The 13,725-nt window shown below is 43.2% G+C and carries 20 protein-coding genes and 1 pseudogene; 7 read left to right on the top strand and 14 right to left on the bottom strand.

Translation table 11 applies throughout. The annotated features are described in order from the left end of the window. Window positions 1-22 precede the first annotated feature (22 nt). Window positions 23-1,288, bottom strand: coding sequence for a M24 family metallopeptidase (locus tag R5268_RS10730; RefSeq protein ID WP_410795834.1), 1,266 nt, complete (start codon window positions 1,286-1,288; stop codon window positions 23-25). A gap of 170 nt (window positions 1,289-1,458) precedes the next feature. On the opposite strand from R5268_RS10730, the gene R5268_RS10725 reads away from it, so the two are divergent. The 3 genes from R5268_RS10725 to R5268_RS10715 all read left to right on the top strand — a co-directional run bounded on the left by R5268_RS10725 (window position 1,459) and on the right by R5268_RS10715 (window position 2,701). Next, complete coding sequence (locus R5268_RS10725) at window positions 1,459-1,893, top strand: hypothetical protein (protein ID WP_107678921.1); 435 nt, start codon at window positions 1,459-1,461, stop codon at window positions 1,891-1,893. 173 nt (window positions 1,894-2,066) lie between these two features. Beyond that, entirely contained in the window at window positions 2,067-2,237 is a 171-nt protein-coding gene (locus R5268_RS10720) for a hypothetical protein (RefSeq protein WP_317419284.1), read from the top strand. A 245-nt stretch (window positions 2,238-2,482) separates the two neighbouring features. After that, window positions 2,483-2,701 (top strand): hypothetical protein, encoded by a 219-nt coding sequence (locus tag R5268_RS10715; protein WP_046893970.1) that lies wholly within the window; start codon window positions 2,483-2,485, stop codon window positions 2,699-2,701. 361 nt (window positions 2,702-3,062) lie between these two features. On the opposite strand, the gene R5268_RS10710 is transcribed toward R5268_RS10715, so the two are convergent. The 7 genes from R5268_RS10710 to R5268_RS10680 form a co-directional block, all read right to left on the bottom strand. Beyond that, window positions 3,063-3,869, bottom strand: a complete 807-nt coding sequence (locus tag R5268_RS10710) for a sulfite exporter TauE/SafE family protein (protein WP_317419283.1) — start codon at window positions 3,867-3,869, stop codon at window positions 3,063-3,065. A 172-nt stretch (window positions 3,870-4,041) separates the two neighbouring features. Beyond that, window positions 4,042-4,233 (bottom strand): YegP family protein, encoded by a 192-nt coding sequence (locus tag R5268_RS10705; RefSeq protein WP_046893969.1) that lies wholly within the window; start codon window positions 4,231-4,233, stop codon window positions 4,042-4,044. Window positions 4,234-4,351: 118 nt separating this feature from the next. Beyond that, window positions 4,352-4,840, bottom strand: a complete 489-nt coding sequence (locus tag R5268_RS10700; protein WP_317419282.1) for a GNAT family N-acetyltransferase — start codon at window positions 4,838-4,840, stop codon at window positions 4,352-4,354. Between the two features lie 70 nt (window positions 4,841-4,910). Next, window positions 4,911-5,132 carry a YdcH family protein gene (locus R5268_RS10695; protein WP_046893968.1) on the bottom strand — a complete coding sequence of 74 codons (222 nt, stop codon included), beginning with the start codon at window positions 5,130-5,132 and terminating at the stop codon, window positions 4,911-4,913. Window positions 5,133-5,298: 166 nt separating this feature from the next. Further along, a complete protein-coding gene (locus R5268_RS10690) occupies window positions 5,299-5,694 on the bottom strand; it encodes a hypothetical protein (protein WP_317419281.1) in 396 nt (131 codons plus the stop codon). Between the two features lie 213 nt (window positions 5,695-5,907). Beyond that, window positions 5,908-7,197: an arsenic transporter gene (locus R5268_RS10685; RefSeq protein ID WP_317419400.1), complete on the bottom strand. Its 1,290-nt coding sequence runs from the start codon at window positions 7,195-7,197 to the stop codon at window positions 5,908-5,910. Between the two features lie 108 nt (window positions 7,198-7,305). After that, complete coding sequence (locus R5268_RS10680; RefSeq protein WP_317419280.1) at window positions 7,306-7,641, bottom strand: metalloregulator ArsR/SmtB family transcription factor; 336 nt, start codon at window positions 7,639-7,641, stop codon at window positions 7,306-7,308. A gap of 178 nt (window positions 7,642-7,819) precedes the next feature. On the opposite strand from R5268_RS10680, the gene R5268_RS10675 reads away from it, so the two are divergent. Beyond that, window positions 7,820-8,011 carry a hypothetical protein gene (locus R5268_RS10675; protein ID WP_317419279.1) on the top strand — a complete coding sequence of 64 codons (192 nt, stop codon included), beginning with the start codon at window positions 7,820-7,822 and terminating at the stop codon, window positions 8,009-8,011. Between the two features lie 75 nt (window positions 8,012-8,086). Here R5268_RS10675 and R5268_RS10670 read toward each other — a convergent pair whose 3' ends face one another. From R5268_RS10670 to R5268_RS10660, 3 genes are all read right to left on the bottom strand, one after another. Continuing rightward, on the bottom strand, window positions 8,087-8,395 hold the full coding sequence (locus tag R5268_RS10670) for a DUF3088 family protein (RefSeq protein ID WP_247719090.1): 309 nt from the start codon (window positions 8,393-8,395) through the stop codon (window positions 8,087-8,089). A 427-nt stretch (window positions 8,396-8,822) separates the two neighbouring features. Further along, window positions 8,823-9,095 (bottom strand): helix-turn-helix domain-containing protein, encoded by a 273-nt coding sequence (locus tag R5268_RS10665; protein ID WP_247716637.1) that lies wholly within the window; start codon window positions 9,093-9,095, stop codon window positions 8,823-8,825. Window positions 9,096-9,512: 417 nt separating this feature from the next. Next, complete coding sequence (locus tag R5268_RS10660) at window positions 9,513-10,361, bottom strand: SDR family oxidoreductase (protein WP_317419278.1); 849 nt, start codon at window positions 10,359-10,361, stop codon at window positions 9,513-9,515. Between the two features lie 89 nt (window positions 10,362-10,450). Between R5268_RS10660 and R5268_RS10655 the strand changes: the two genes are divergently transcribed. Both R5268_RS10655 and R5268_RS10650 read left to right on the top strand, forming a co-directional pair. Then, a complete protein-coding gene (locus tag R5268_RS10655; RefSeq protein ID WP_046893963.1) occupies window positions 10,451-10,831 on the top strand; it encodes a winged helix-turn-helix transcriptional regulator in 381 nt (126 codons plus the stop codon). Between the two features lie 226 nt (window positions 10,832-11,057). Then, window positions 11,058-11,264, top strand: a complete 207-nt coding sequence (locus R5268_RS10650; RefSeq protein WP_107678935.1) for a thiamine biosynthesis protein ApbE — start codon at window positions 11,058-11,060, stop codon at window positions 11,262-11,264. A gap of 392 nt (window positions 11,265-11,656) precedes the next feature. Here R5268_RS10650 and R5268_RS10645 read toward each other — a convergent pair whose 3' ends face one another. Both R5268_RS10645 and R5268_RS10640 read right to left on the bottom strand, forming a co-directional pair. Next, on the bottom strand, window positions 11,657-12,115 hold the full coding sequence (locus tag R5268_RS10645; RefSeq protein WP_317419277.1) for an Hsp20 family protein: 459 nt from the start codon (window positions 12,113-12,115) through the stop codon (window positions 11,657-11,659). A gap of 212 nt (window positions 12,116-12,327) precedes the next feature. Then, window positions 12,328-12,684 carry an MmcQ/YjbR family DNA-binding protein gene (locus tag R5268_RS10640; protein ID WP_317419276.1) on the bottom strand — a complete coding sequence of 119 codons (357 nt, stop codon included), beginning with the start codon at window positions 12,682-12,684 and terminating at the stop codon, window positions 12,328-12,330. Between the two features lie 122 nt (window positions 12,685-12,806). Here R5268_RS10640 and R5268_RS10635 point away from each other — a divergent pair. After that, window positions 12,807-13,011, top strand: a pseudogene (locus R5268_RS10635) (integrase); the annotation flags it as partial. Between the two features lie 128 nt (window positions 13,012-13,139). Here R5268_RS10635 and R5268_RS10630 read toward each other — a convergent pair. After that, entirely contained in the window at window positions 13,140-13,631 is a 492-nt protein-coding gene (locus R5268_RS10630) for a hypothetical protein (protein WP_317419275.1), read from the bottom strand. Between the last annotated feature and the right edge of the window lie 94 nt (window positions 13,632-13,725).

Raw genomic sequence — 13,725 nt, 5'->3', positions numbered from 1 at the left:
TTTGCGGCATTCACCGGTATAATCAGAGATCAGCACGCATCAGCCGGGTGGAATTATCATTAAGCTCAATTCCGCCGTTTTTCCCGACAATCACCGTGCCGCCAAGGTTACACAGATGATAGCCAAAGGCACAGTTCGGTTCAAATGCAAAACTCATTCCCGCCTTCAGCACCAGCTCCCGTCCGGGATTCGGCAGACGTTCCACTTTACGGTAACGGGATACCAGCGGCAGAGACTCAATACCCGGCGCAGTACCGAAGCCGATCGGGCCATACGGATTGATGCTGTGAATGAGCGGATGCACATGCCAGCCGCCGGAAGCCAGCAATGGTTTTTCCATTTCATCCACCACTTCCCCGAATGTCACGCCCTCTTTCAGATATGACACACCAATGTCATAACACTCTCTGGCGACCAGAGCTGCTTTTTCCAGCTGCGGATGGATTTTTCCGACCGCAACGGCTGCCTGATGCTGGGTTTCATACATTCCGTACAGTGCAAAAATTTCGGACAATACAATATCACCTGACGCAATCTCTCTTGGTTTCTGTGAACGGTACTGCCAGGCCGGCTGACCCCAGCCGATATATTCCGGGCCGGACCCCATCAGAATCTCAGCAGTAAAACCCCCCGCGGATAAACAGGTGGCGGTCACTGCCGCCGCAATATCCGCCTCACTGTTTCCCGGCACAGCAGTCACCCGCATCGCTTCACTCATGGCTTCACCAATCGCCGCGGCATGACGGATATGGGCCAGTTCTTCTTCACTTTTCACGGATGCGCGGACAAAAAAGTCACGATAGACCGGCACGATCACCGCCTGCGGGTACGCTTCTTTAATCCCGGTCAGGGTATTAAACGGCATTGCACCATCAAAATAGAACGGCGGATACGGCTCCAGCCCGATCACACCGATTTGTGCCGCCGCCGGGACATTCATTTCCCTGAGCAGCGCACCGATATTACGCCCGGTTTTGCCGACCATAATCTGTGACGGCGACAACCACTGATTATCCCCGCGCATTGCGGCCTGCATATGGTCAGCAATCATCATCGGCGCAAATGTCACGACAACCGGGTCATTATCCTGATAAAAAATCACCACAGAGCCAAGACGATCATTCGTAAAATAGTGATCCACACAAAACGGGGCCGGTGCAGCCGATTCCCGGTCACCGTAAACAATCAGAACATCCAGATTGCGCCGGCGCATGATGTCGCGCGCCAGATTCCAGCGGCGATCCCGCTCCTGTAAAGAGAAACCAGCCGGTATTGCAGTATTAATCATTTTCATAACTCACCTTAATTTAATTCATTTGAATGAATTAATATTGTAGTGAATGATCTGAAATCCGTCAATGACAAGATCCGGATCAACACCTGAGAAAAAAGCAATGGATTGTTTTATCAGCAGATTTAAAATTGATCTGATAACAATATCAGCCCGGAAAGTGACTTATGAATATCTTTTACCTTTATATCCTGCTCTATCAGGACAAAATTGTCGTTCGTGATGTCAGAACACACCGTGAAATGACGGGGATACCGGAAACGCCCTTCACCACAAACCGGTTGCTGGTCGGGGATATGCTCTCTGCCGCCAAAACACTGCAAAAGACGGTTTCACGCCTGACCTCCCCGCGGCCGCTGTGGAAAAAGATATTCAGTCCCCGCTACGCGGTGCTCGTTCACCCGATGGAAATACGCGAAGGCGGATTATGCAATGTGGAGAAACGTATTTTCCGGGGACTGGCCGGTTTTATTGCCCCGCAAAGAAAAGGTGCGGTGAAAGCCTATGTATGTGACCATCCCGACATGCAACCTGATCAACTGGTACCCGATGTGATGTCCGGTAAATTTAAGCTGACGGATGAAGAAAAAAACGCCTCCTGATCGTATTCCGGAGCAAATTTTCTTATTTAACCTTTCACGATAATCCTCTCCGGAAAAAAGAAAATGAAGACTCCCTTAATTATTTATGATGAACCGGATTAATTCAATTTAAGCTATTAATTACTATTTTTTCTGATAATAGTAATAACACCGCTATTGAAAAGGAAAAGACAATGAATACAAATCAACACGATATAGATAAAGCCGCTGAAAAGATCATCAAAGGAATGGAGCGTATTAACCGCTTTGCGGATAAATACACAACATACCTTTCAGAAAAAGACAAGACGCACCTGATCCGGCTGACAACTGAATTACAAAAAAAACTGAACGCGAACAAATAATAAATTTATTTTTTGTTGATGATTCGTTTATATTAAAAACATAAACAGATTAACTAATTGATTAACAAGTAATTTATTATAAATATAACCTATAGAGAAATATCAGTATTTGTCAGTTTCCCGGGGATTTGAAAATATTGCCACTGTTTATGTATATCCCGTTGTGCGGCGAAAAAAACAGGAATATGTTTCATCCATACCCGCTGAGCAGGTATAAATACTCCCGTAATCCTGAGGATATCATAATGAAACATTCAGCTCTTATTGTTGCAACGCTGGCCGGTTTATTCTCTTTCGGTGCAATGGCATCGACATCCGCACCGGCAGTTTCTGCGGCACATTCAGGTATTACCGCCACTAAAGCGGACAGTCATGCTAAAACCGTAAAACACGAAGCAAAAGTAAAAAATGAGAAAGGAAAAAAAGCGAAAAAAGTTAAAGAGGAAAAACAGAGCGCAATCTGATTATGACAACGGTGTTATCCGCGGATTAAACCGGCGCCATACCGGCCGTAAAAAAACCTCCCGTCATACGGGAGGTTTTCCTTTCGTCTTAATTACCCGTCATCAAACTGCTAACGCAATAACAAAGATAATGAGCGCGATGCAGGTGAAGAAACCAGTAGGGTATACCATCGTACTTTTCGTCATTGGTGACATGATCGAGTCTCCTGTAAACCTTGCTTAGTATCTGACAAACAAAGAACCCGAAGATATTTAAAGACATCCAAAGACATAAGTAAAGCTGATAGATCACAAAATCGGACGGTAATATATAAGATACCGTTTCGCTTCATATCATTATTTTTCGGCGGAGATATCCGGTTTACTGCACAATGATCATAACCAGCAGTACAAATATCAGCAGAGCCAGATAAGATTTGGCATAGAATCGGTCCGGGATACGACCAATCAGCGGAGCACAGAGTTTCTGCCCCAGCCAGGAGCCGGCAATCAGTAAAACAAAGGCATGAATATCCACATAACCGGCAAATCCGCTGCCGAATTCCGATGTTTCATTGCGGGCCAGAAGAATATAAGTCAATGTACCGGTCAGTGCCATCGGCAAAGATAACGGGTTTGCCATGGCGGTCGCCTGTGCCATTTCCGCACCACGGCGGCGCATCAGCGGTACCGTCATCACGCTGCCCCCAACCCCCAGAAAGGCAGCCACAACACCAATGACAGTACCGGCTGCCGCAGTGGTACCCGCCGGCATTTCCCGCAAATGAGAAGCTGACTGTGTCATAAATCCGGGACGAAAAATGCTGTCCAGAATAGTAATGGCAAGGTAAGCAATAAAAATCCATCTGACCCACGCCCCCTGAACCGCGATCGCCAGCAGCGCGCCTGCGACAGCACCGGCGGCAATATAACCTGCCAGCGGACGTACCTGCGGCCAGTTAATCATTCCTGCACGATGCTGACGAAGTGTCGCCATTGATGAGCTGAATATCATCACGCCGGTAGATGTGGCCACAGCAATATGCATGGCAGCAGCAGCGGTATGACTGTCAGCAGTCGCCGTTAACAGCGCATAAAGCAGAGGAACAATAAAGAATCCGCCGCCGAAACCGAATAACACGGTTGTTGACCCGACAAGACAGCCACACGCAAATAAGAGTAGAAACACAGAAACAGCCCCGCTTAACATAATCGTTGCCTTTACTATAAACAGCCTGCGGGGAGTTCGCTTTTGCATGCAGGACAACCGGTATTGTATTTCAGCCAGGATGGGTCAGCGTCGTAAAAAAAGAAAAGGCTCACTGATGTGTTCAGGAGCCTTATTAATTCTGCTGCTTATTTTATTTACCGGTAAGGTCTTTAATCTCTTCAGAAGGACCATTTTTCTGCACGGAGGCAATACCATTCAGCGCCCCCTGCTTTGATGCATACATCTCGCTGGTGGCGATAATTTCATGGTTACCGGCTTTCAGGACAAAATAGTACGGCTGTGATACATCTTTGGTCGATTTTTTTAACTCGTAATACCCCATAACAAGCTCCTCGGTTGAAAATCATGTTAATACGGCAAATCATAATGACGATTTCAGTATAGTCACTGATACGTAAAAACAGGAAATAAAAACCGTAAAAGATAATTCCCGATGATATTCAGCGACCAATCATCAGGAAATACGGGGTCTCATTACAGATAAAATGCCCTGCTTCTCTCATGCCGGATTTCAGATGCGCACGAACAGAACGCTCATTATCCTGATTAATAAATGCAACCGGCTTTCCGCTGTTTTCCGCGCACACCTGTTTATATAATGCAGATAAAATCCCCTGCCCGCGATAATCCTTTGCGATACAGACCGGGCCATAAAACCAGTTATTTTCCAGCAGTTCACCAAATTGCTGTGAGATCAGTGCGGTCACCGGGGATATTTGTGCGGACTGCGCCGGGAAGCTGAATACCACACCCGCAATCACGTCATCGTCCTGAGCAATAATCACTGTCAGTGCATGCGCAAACATCGTTTCAACTTTTTTCAGCGGGTATTCTCCCGATAATCCCCCCTGCCGTGACTGTGCGTTCTCCTGTAATAATGCAGCAACCTTTCCGCAGTCCGTATTGTCCATCTGCCGGTAATGAATCATCCTCTTTTCCCCGTATTATTAAGTCTGAAACAAAAAGCCACCGGATAAACCGATGGCATATAAGGGAAATTCAGTCATCTTCCGGCGGATTTTTCAGAAGCTGGTGGATCTCTTCTTTCAGGCGTAATTTTTGTTTTTTCAGTTCCACCACTTCCTCACTGTAGCCACTTCTGTCTGATTTTTCCAGCCGGGCTATTTCATGATCGAGTTGATTGTGTTTATCAAACAGCGTACGGAACTCAAGGTTATTCTGGCGAAGATGGGAAATTAAATCACGGTATTCCGGAAACATAACAATTTACCTCCTGTCAGTGACTATATAATCATCATCTGCGATTTCCGCCTGCAAATCAAAGATCAGACGCTGAAAATTTGACATTGGTTTGTGGTTTAATGCCGTATCCGTTTTTCGCTGCCTGCCTTCACGAAGATTCAGCTCCGGCGCAACCGGCAGTAAATCAGGGTCTTATTGTTAAGGTCATACGTGCTGATGGTTTTACTTCGTAAGTCTGCTTTTCACTATTCCAGACAAACTCCGGCGCCGCATACTGGCCATAAGTATAGGAAGGAAACTCATTGGGTTTATAAGAAAAATCACTATCGATACCGGTGTTTTTGCTTTCTTTTAGTCCGGCTTTAAAAAGCTCATTCAGTTTATTTTGGCTTTTTTCTGCATCCTGCTCGAATTTCGAACGACCGGCAAGCATATAGCCAGGCTTACCGGTGGTATTATTTATACGATTATCGGGTGTTTTTTTGGTGGCTATCGTTAGTTCAGAGTGACTTTTATTTCCTGCCTCAGCACAACCAACAAGCAGACATAATGACAGATGAGATATAACTACATAATGCATAAGGTTAATTCCTGATAATTGACCCCGGCATTATTACATAAGATTATTTTATATGTAAATGTAGTGAAAAATAACATACCGTTATTAACTGATAATACCACCTGAGACTAAGTGAAATATAAAATCAATTTTCCCGTCATTTTTTGCATTAATAAAAGAAACAACTATATTTAGTTTCTATCGCAGTTGATTGTCTTATGAAAATAATTTGCATTAATTCAGTAAAGACAACCTGATGACCAGCGCCACTAAGGTTACCGTTAAAACAGGAATGGTCATAATAACGCCTGTTTTAAAGTAATACCCCCATGTAACCGCCATATTTTTCTGAGACAGAACATGCAGCCACAATAATGTTGCCAGACTCCCGATCGGGGTAATTTTAGGCCCCAAATCTGCACCGATAACATTCGCGTATATCATCGCTTCCTGAACAAGACCTGTCACATTACTGCCTTCAACCGACAATGCGCCGACAAGAACGGTTGGCATATTGTTCATCACAGATGATAAAAAAGCGATGATATAACCCGTTCCGAGTGTTGCAGCCCATATACCCTTGTCCGCGAGATAATCAAATATTCCTGACAGATAATCAGTGAGCCCCGCATTTTTCAGGCCATATACAACAAGATACATACCCAGTGAGAAAATAACGATTTGCCACGGAGCACCGCGCAATACTTTCCGGGTATTAATTATTTTTCCCTGTGATGCCACCAGCCATAAAACGAATGCACCAATCGCCGCAATAACACTAACCGGAATACCAAGCGGTTCGAGAACAAAAAAACCGGTAAGCAGTAAAACCAGAACAAACCATCCTGCTTTAAATGTTTTCAGATCTTTGATCGCCGATGCGGGGGTATTCAGTTTTGACGCATCGTAGTGTTTTGGAATATCCCGGCGAAAGAACCAGTGCAGCATAACAAGTGTTGCAATAATAGCGGCAATATCTACCGGCACCATGATCGACGCATATTCCGTAAATCCGATCGTAAAGAAATCAGCGGAGACAATATTCACCAGATTTGACACTATCAGCGGTAAACTTGCAGTATCGGCAATAAATCCCGCAGCCATCACAAAGGCCAGCGTTGTGCCCTTACTGAATCCCAGAGCCAGTAACATAGCAATAACGACCGGCGTTAATATCAGAGCTGCCCCGTCATTAGCAAATAAGGCCGCAACACATGCACCGAGCAGGATAATATAACTGAATAATAATTTGCCTTTTCCCCCGCCCCACTTTGCCACATGAAGTGCTGCCCATTCAAAAAACCCGCTTTCATCCAGAATAAGACTGATAATAATAACAGCGACAAATGTACCCGTTGCATTCCAGACAATATTCCAGACAACCGGGATATCCTGAACGGTTATCACCCCGGATAATAATGCAGCCAGCGCACCGGTGGCCGCACTCCAGCCTATGCTCAGTCCTTTGGGCTGCCAGATAACAAATGCAATGGTCAGAATAAATATTAATGCCGCAATAAACATAAAAACCTCTTTCAGGAAGCTATCCGTACCGTAAACACCAAATACAGGAAAAACATTTTTCACCGCAACAAACACATATGGTAAAACGCATGTATTAATTTAAAAAAATCAGCCGGAACAACATCCGGATGATGTTTTATCGGTTATTACCTTCAAAAGGTGTGACACCCTGTTTTTTTCTGTACTGAACGCAATATCGATAATATTTCTGACCCAGGGCAACAAAGCGGGTGATAACCGGTAATGAACCCATTTTCCATGCCTGGAATCGAGTAATAATCCTGATTCCCTGAGCATAGCAAGATGTCGTGATGTTTTTGGCTGGGACAGGTTTAACGCGGTGTAAATATCACAGACACACAGTTCACCTGATGCTTTGAGCAGCAATATGATATCCAGCCTTGTCCGGTCACTTAATATTTTAAACAGTTGTAACGATTCCATATCCGCTCCTGCATGATTACTGCGGACTAATATACTCCTGAACAAACACATGCGTCAAAACATATATGAATAAAAAACTATCCATAACATGGATCTGTGCGGGCTTATATTATTTCCTCATCACCGGCCACACTGCCTGACTGCACTCAGCCACCGGAATAGTGACAGAACTGTCATAATGGGGACGTTTGGCTACGGTACTGTTCTGGTAAATGGTGAGTTAATCACAGGTATCGCTGCTCTGCCGGCTTCCCTGCTTATCGGACTGGCTTTTATTGGTGTATTTACTGCTGTTTTCGGAAAAATGATTTTCATCGGATTATGGTGTTACAGCAAATTCCGCCCTTTAAAAGTAAAAGTCAGTGACTGACGTTAAAATCAATAAAAAGCTTCAATTTGAAATGAAGCTTTTTTCTGCTTACTGCTTACTGCTTATTGATCACTGTTACGGGTGCTTTTTAGGGCAGCCATTTGTCACGGCAAACTCTGCCAGAATACCGTCAACATCATTAATAAATTTTTGTCCGTCTGCAAAAACTAATACAGGCAGTGACTGATTTTCTTCCCCGATAAGCTCAACAAGCGGCTTTCTTGGTTTCTCAAAATCAACGTAAACAACGTCTGTTGATTCACGCAGTTCAGGATTGGTTGCAAGAACGCCTTCTAACAGCGTGCAGTCAGGGCAAAGAAAAAGGCTGCCCGGATAATTTAAATCAGAAAATCCCATTCTTAAAAGATACAGTGTGTTTTTCATGTGTTCCTCCGGTTTGTTATCGAAATAATTTACCATTCATCAGAGGGAAATAATTTCCATAACTCACTAAGATTCAATTAAAAAAAATATAAATATTCTCTTTTTAAAACCAGAAGACTGACGAGAGCCAGACGAAAACACACCATTATCCTGTCCGGTTCAGCGGTTCCGGCGGAACGCATGACCGATCTGCGGCTGGTAAGATAATGCCTTTTCCGCACGTTTGTCATGGCTCTGCTAACATACCCGCTTTTATGCAGCTATATTTTCACACAGGATAAAAATACAGAGTGAAATTTTAGTAAAATTAAAAGCCAGCTTGCAATATGTTAAGCTGGCATTATAGTGTATTTGCTATGTTTTAATAAGAATGATACTCATTATTTTTTAGTAATAAATAACATTGTGACTATACCTTTTTGTATTATCAGATTGCCAAAGGCTCCATATAGACAAAGGAGCTTTTTATTGATTCAGTATAATCATTCTCAGTTTCAGGAAACAAATATTCATAGGATACGTGAAATATATTTATTATCTTAAATACAACACTGACATCTATTTTATTAACACCTCGTTCATACCTTGACAACTGTTGTTGTGATACTCCCAACATTTTGGCTAACATCTTAGTAGTCAAGCCGTTACGGTGTCTTAAGTCGCGGATGTTCTGCCCTACAATAAAATTAATATCTTTCATTATGAACCTCCTGATAAACATATATTAAGGGTAAAGCATAATATGCTGACTGACAAACCAAACCATCGACAAAAAATCGACAAATCAGAACAATCGTTTACCAATGAAAGATATTTATCGTAAGAAATCTAAAATTATAACTTAATGACCAGTAAAAAGATGAATCCCCCACATTGGACTTAATTACAAATCTGATACCAGGTAATTATACTTGTTTATATTTCGTTTAACTTTCGGCAGGTATATTCGGTTGCAGAAGTCATAAGTATCCCTTCCATTATTAATTTGCCCGGCAATAGCCGGGCTATTTTTTTCTTTCAGCTGTATCTGCTTTAATAATAGCCATCGGGTATCATGTTTATTTACCACCAGCAAATACCGTACTCTGTGCCTGCAGAAACTCTGCCGGAAGAGAAGTTACAGAATACCTTTGATGCTTTCAGCAAGTGTTATTGTTGGCCGCCCGGTCAGTTTGCTCAGAGTATGACTATCATCGAATAATCCTCCTCCGGACGCACCAACATCAGAGTCAGCAAGCATTTCAGACAGCTCATCAGGCAAGCCCGCATTTTTCAGTGCAGCAACAAAATCAGCCTGACTTAAGTTCTGATACACAACATTCTTTCCGCTCTGTTCAGTCAGTTCTTTCGCCAGATGGCTTAATGTCCACGCCTCATCTCCGGCAAGCTCATACACCTTACCCGCATGCCCGTCTTCACTGATAACACGGGCTGCAGCTGCCGCATAATCAGCTCTGGCAGCGGAAGCGATTTTTCCGTCTCCGGCCGCGCCAATAAAGACACCATGCTCAAGCGCAGCAGGCACACTGGCCAGATAATTTTCCGTATACCAGCCATTGCGCAAAAGGGTATACAGGATACCGGAATCAGCCAGCATTTTTTCTGTTTCCACATGCTCAGTATGCAAACCCAGCGGAGAGGTATCGGCATGTAACAAACTGGTATAGGCAATAAATTTCACATTGGCTGATTTTGCAGCATTAATCACATTACGATGCTGCGTGACACGCTGCCCGATTTCGCTGGAGGAAATCAGAAGCAGTTTCTCAACCCCCTGTAACGCCCTGATTAATGATGCTTCATCATTGTAATCAGCCTGACGTACAACAATGCCTTTCCGGCTCAGAGATGCACCTTTTGCCGGATTACGGACAATCGCCACAATCTGGCCTGCCGGGACTGTTTGCAGAAGATTTTCAATAACATGCCGGCCCAGGAGGCCTGTCGCACCGGTAATCGCAATCATAAGATAGCTCCTTAATGTATCACTTGTGTTTCGTTAACATAACACCTAGACTTACTTAAAGTAAGTACATACAAAAAGGTAAGTGCAACGTGGCAGTTTCAACATTATCCCAACAGTTACGCGACGGTAATTTATTTGCCGCGCAGTGCCCTTCCCGGGAAATTCTTAAACATGTAACAAGCCGCTGGGGGATACTGATTTTAATTTCCCTTCGTGACGGAACACACCGTTTCAGCGACTTACGACGCAAAATCGGCGGAATAAGTGAGAAAATGTTAGCTCAGTCATTACAGGCGCTGGAACAGGATGGCTTCATTAATCGCGTGTCATATCCGGTATTACCGCCCCACGTCGAGTATACCCTGACCGGTTCCGGTGAACAGATAAGTGAAAAAGTCGCTATGCTGGCAGACTGGATAGAAATAAATCTTCCGGACATACTGGCGCAAAAGGAAAGCAAAACAGTATAGTGATTTACGCTGCTGATGCTCCGGTCGTCAGGCATTATTCCGGCTGCTTTGCATCCGCTGAATGTCTTTCAGTATCCGCCGCCGGGTCATTGACAGGAAAATACCGAAACCGGGTGATATGTTTTAAACGGGTTAAAATGAGTCAGAGTGTATAAATTATTTTTTATTTCATGCTGTTACTCTGATAGCATTAAGCACTGACATTTTGCGATACAGGACTGTTTATATGCACAAAACCAAGGCATTATTATTTATCGTCTCCTTTTTCCTGGTGGCAGGCTGTTCACAAAAAGTCAGGCACCAGCCGGAACAAAATGTATGCGTTATCAAAATGGATACGCCGGAAGGGAACCAGCCAGGGAAAATAGATCAGGTCGATGGAATCAGCCCTGAGTGCAGAGCTGTCGAAAAATCAATAAGCAAAGCTATTTGACTTGTTTACCCTGCATATAAAACCCAAATTATCACATCACTAAAAACAGATAACCTGATAATAAAAAAGCCTCACCGAAGTGAGGCTTCAGGCCGTTGACAAACCCGCAGGGGGTGGCGACGACCGACAGAGGTTGTAAAAATAAACCAGGAAAATCAATTTATTGATTTTCGGCTGATAACACAAAGCAGGAAAAACCACGTTTTATCCTGCTTTGTCAGCAATCTCAAAGCCTCACCGAAGTGAGGCTTACACTGTTGTTATATATACCTTTAATCCACATAAATACTATTAACAACAGCGCACTATATATATCGTATCAATATTGTCATTTTCAAGCCCTGTGGACCCCGCCGGTCTGACGGTTTCCACAGGGTAAACAGAATCAAAAATTAAGCCTTGGTATCTTTATTTTCAATAGCGATTAACTGTGGTTTTTCTTCTTCCGGAATTTCATACTCTATATCCAATGTCAATAATCCGCAGGATAACTCTGCATTTTGGATTTTAACATTCTTACCAAGGTTAAATTCTAATGAAAACTGACTTTTTACTATCCCCTGATGTACCCATTTTTCTGATTCATTAACCACTTCAGCAGGCTGTTTACCCTGAATACTAAGCTTGCCGCCTTTCAGTGATACCTCAAGATCATCTTCCCTGTAGCCGGGAACACTAACCGTCAGCTGATATCGCGCATCATTTAATTGCTTCAGATTATACGGATGTTCTGAGGTTATTGGTCTGTTGCCCGTAAGCTGGCTGAATAAACGATCTATCTGGTCAAAACGCGTTGACAGCAAGCTGTCAGATAATGCCGGAAATAATGAAAAAGAACTAATGTTCTGCATAATTCCTCCTTCAGTATTTCAATTTACTATTGATTATATACCACTGCTTTTCTTATCCGGTAATTACTCTTATCCGGGTACATTATCTATATAAGGATAGTGTCTGAATTTTCAATATATAATTTACAGTTCCTTACAAATCGGAATACATAACAAAAAATCCCGTAAATACGGGATGTTAGCTTATAAGTAATGTGATACACATATAACGCTTACTGCGTCAGCCTGTAACTATCATCAATCAGTGATTTCAGTTCCCCGCTGTTAAACTTATCATCCAGTATTATTGTAACCCAATGTTCTTTGTTCATATGATACGCAGGATAGACGCCCTCCTTTAAGCGGAGAGAACCCACCAGTTCCGGCGCGACCTTAACATTAATAATATCCGCCATAGTCTTTGCGTCTCCGGCACCTATTTTATCAGCAGATACTGACATAATAAGAGCAAACCACCTGGAATTCCCCCGGTGCCTGAATACGGCATAATCCGGATATTTAATCCACGGATAATCAGGGGGTGTGCCGTAATTATACTGAATATAATCAATCAGATCGTTCTTTTTCATACCTGTACCTTAAGCAAACCATCAATCGCTATAGTTAACGCCTGATATGACATCCGGGCAAGCTGGTAATACGGAAATTGATGAACATCTGGTATAAAAACCCCGTGATTGCGTGTTTGAATGTCCGTTCGGTATTAATTGATGTATTCAAAGAAGCACAGTATGCCGGTGAAGTTCCGCCGGGATATCACCCTGCTCTCGCAACAAAGTAACCACGGCGAAAGGTAACCTGGGAACGCTATGTTACTGGCTGTTGTTACCGGACAGCGCCCCAGAGATATTCCCGAAATGAAATTCCGTGATATATGGGATGAACATCTGTATGTCAGTAAATATTTAGTCCACTACAGTCTGCAACCAAGCTTTCTTACATCAGAGTGTGTTGAACAATAGGGGAACTGGTCATAATAAAAGCACTTAGGGATTTAAATTCCGAAAGTGCCTCTCATTATTTTTTACTTAACAAGTTTAATTGTTATGCCTGAGTTAGGGCCAGGAGGAACGCCTAATGCCGTATCTACACCTGGGTTATTACGTAAATCCTCAAGAATTTCTTCAGGTCGGAACTTTTTTCCGATAATAGCTTGAGATTCAGGGCGTGGATTTTCTGAGTGTCTTGCTCGGTAAGCTTCAACAAATTCAATTCCTTCTGCTTTTGCTCGTGAGCTCAAGCCTCGGGCAAATAAACGATTGAATTCTCCTTCAGCTAAAGTTTGAGCAGCCGTGTGAGGGACTTTAGCCTCAATCATCTCAGTGCTATTAGGCTTTCTTCGAGGATAATGGGTAGCCAGCAATCCTCTATTTAGGATTTCTTGCTCAAGCCATGCATCATCATGTTGAGATGCTTCTTCTAACAAAGAAGGCCACACAGTCTTACCTTGAGCAGTAAGAAAATTGCTTAAATAAAAACTGTTATTTTCTTTATCAAAAGAAATTTCTTTAAGCATAAATTCTTTAGTCGAATTGTAAGTATCCCGGAAAAAAGTCCCATTCACTTTCAGAGATCTTCATCCATACTGATATGTATTCTGAGGAGATCGC

The sequence above is a fragment of the Morganella sp. BCCO 40_0007 genome (genome assembly GCF_032989665.1).
GTDB classification, from domain to species: domain Bacteria; phylum Pseudomonadota; class Gammaproteobacteria; order Enterobacterales; family Enterobacteriaceae; genus Morganella; species Morganella sibonii.
Note: the sequence above shows the minus strand (reverse complement) of the source record. Positions and strands in the feature narration are given on the sequence as shown.